This is a genomic window from Burkholderia sp. BC1, from assembly GCF_052683555.1.
Map to the genome: position 1 here is coordinate 1 of NZ_JBQYLP010000160.1, position 2,317 is coordinate 2,317.

Annotated in this window: 3 protein-coding genes; all 3 read right to left on the reverse strand. The window is 59.8% G+C overall.

The window, feature by feature from the left end:
* Window positions 1-48 precede the first annotated feature (48 nt).
* From ACSHSS_RS30055 to ACSHSS_RS30065, 3 genes are read right to left on the reverse strand one after another with little or no spacing between them, the layout of a single operon-like run.
* Window positions 49-450, reverse strand: a complete 402-nt coding sequence (locus ACSHSS_RS30055) for a hypothetical protein (protein ID WP_445545959.1) — start codon at window positions 448-450, stop codon at window positions 49-51.
* 7 nt (window positions 451-457) lie between these two features.
* Window positions 458-1,333 (reverse strand): TrbG/VirB9 family P-type conjugative transfer protein, encoded by an 876-nt coding sequence (locus ACSHSS_RS30060; RefSeq protein WP_043282269.1) that lies wholly within the window; start codon window positions 1,331-1,333, stop codon window positions 458-460.
* Window positions 1,330-2,046: a type IV secretion system protein gene (locus ACSHSS_RS30065; protein WP_012217946.1), complete on the reverse strand. Its 717-nt coding sequence runs from the start codon at window positions 2,044-2,046 to the stop codon at window positions 1,330-1,332. Before ACSHSS_RS30065 ends, ACSHSS_RS30060 begins: the two co-directional genes overlap by 4 nt.
* Window positions 2,047-2,317 lie beyond the last annotated feature (271 nt).

The window sequence follows — 2,317 nt, forward strand, 5'->3', positions numbered from 1 at the left end:
GCGTGAGTTTTACACACTCAGCAAGGGATCCATTTTTTGCGGGCAAGCTCAGTCCTGGTCGTTCGAAGCTTTGATTTCTGTGGTATTGCCGGTCGGCAAAACGGCATCTGCCGACAGCGCCGGCTTCTTCACGTTCGCGGCCGCCGCTGCGCTGGCCGCCGCAGCGGCTTCGGCGGCTCGTCGACGTGCTTGTGCTTGCTGCTCCTCTATGATCTTATCGACATCGGCCTTGTTGCCATTGCTCTTGTCGACCGCTTCGGCCGCACGTTCACGTTTGGCTTTGAGAGCCTCCTCTTCTGCCTTGTTTGCTTGTTGCGTTTGCGTGTAAAAGCCCAACGCCCCGATAGCTACGGCAGCAATCGCGCCGACCGCGATCATGACGTTACGCGGCACTTTCCCTTTGAACAGCGCTTTCTCTTCCGAACTGGTCGGATCTGTATTCTTTGCCATACCGCCCTCAGAACCCGAACAGGCCGCGCCGGCCGCGCGTGATCGTCACTTCCTCGCCGGGTCGCGTGAGCTTGACCTCATCGGCCAGTCGCTGAATGACAATGTATGGACCGCGGCGGATAAAGTTCGGGCTGACGACGTCACCGCCATCCTTGATGGTGGGCACGGCAAACGGCGTGCGCGGCGGCATCCGGATCCAGATGAACGTGCCGTCGTCGAAGACCGTCTCGGGTTTGAGTGAGTTCGTCCCCGAGACGGTGTACTCGAAGTTCAGCTTGTCAGGCGATACGCCGATAGGACCGGAATCGGATGGGGCGCCTTGGTCAGTATCGTGTTCTTCCCCCGTTGCGTTGCCGCGTGCCCGCACCTTCGCCATCAGCGAGTTCGCGTAGCTGAAGCGCACGTTCTGATAAAACAGGCCACCCAACGGGGAGGAAACGAGCGTCAGCTCGTACTCGCGCCGGTTTGTGCTCAGGTGCAGCGTGTTGACGAGGCCCGGCTTAGTGGGCTTCACGTAGACGTGATTTGCGCCGTCCGTATCGAGAACCCACTGCACGGAGTCGCCCATCGCTGGCTCGCTGACCAAGGTCTCGCCGCGCTCGAGCTCAATTGTCGTGAGCTTCAGCGGCGCAGTCATCACCCGAAAGATCTTGTCGCGGCTATACGTGAACACTGCCATGCGTGCATCGCCCGGCATCGTGATCGGATCCGCGCCAGTGTTGTAGGGATTCACCGGGCTCATCGCATCGCCGATGATGCTGCCGACATCGAAATTCGGGACGGGGGCAATCGGGTTCGCTGCAGATTTGGCTGCGAACGCATTGGCCGATGCCGCGATCACCGCCAGCGCGCCCCAGCCCAGGAGGGAACGTGTTCGTTTCATGCGCCAGTTTTCTGCAGGGTGAAGAACGGGTAGTAAAGGCCGTAGGGATTCGTGCCCAGTACGTCTTCCGCAGTCGGGGGGATGATCTGGTAGCGCATCGTCAGCGCGAAGCGCACCTCGACGGGCTTGTCAGCCGGGGATTGCCGAGTCGATGTTGTGAACTCGACCACAACCGTCGAGTCCTCGAGCAGTGAGACGTTGGTGACCTTGGGTTCACGCACCAGCTTCGGGTTGGTCGTGATCTGGTCGAATGGCTTGTCATCGCTGATCCAGGACGCGAACTGGTTCTTCGCGTTACCGATCATCTTCGCCTTCACTGCATTGATGTTTTTGGCGAGGCGCGACGTACGGATATCGTCTGTCAGGACCGGCTCGATCGTGAACCAGTGCTCGACGTCCTGTTTGATTGCAGTGCGCTTTGCCTGGTCGTCCGGGTTATACGCCGCCAGTTGCTTGACCAACGGATTGCCGCCGGCGTCAGAAGAGACGCCGTACGAGCGCACGACAGACGGCGGCGGCTGACGGGTGTAGACGGCTCCGCCCGCAATGATTGCGAGGATGAAGCAGAAGGTCTTCCAATGATTGGCTTCGACGCGCAGACGCGTCCCCTGATCGAAGATGATCTTTTCGGGATCGTCGTTCGAGTAGTGGCCGGGCGCCGCGGACAAGGCGACCTGCTTCTTGCTACGGGGAAAGAGTCGGGGGAATCGCATCACGGAGTTCCAATTGGGACGGATCAATTGGAACAGCCGAGGCGACGACGGCACGTGGGAAAAGAGCCGTCATTTCGGGGACCTTTTCGCGATGCCCGCAAGCCGTGACCCACGGCGCCACTGCGCGCAACCGGTTGCAGGGTGAACGGCAAAAAGCCCTATGAAAATCGCGAGCTTTTCGGACTTGCATTTCCGTCTACAACGATACAATCGGCGGACGGGGGGGTGTCAGGATTTCCGTGTTCAAGGCGGGTTGAGTAATTACACGGAA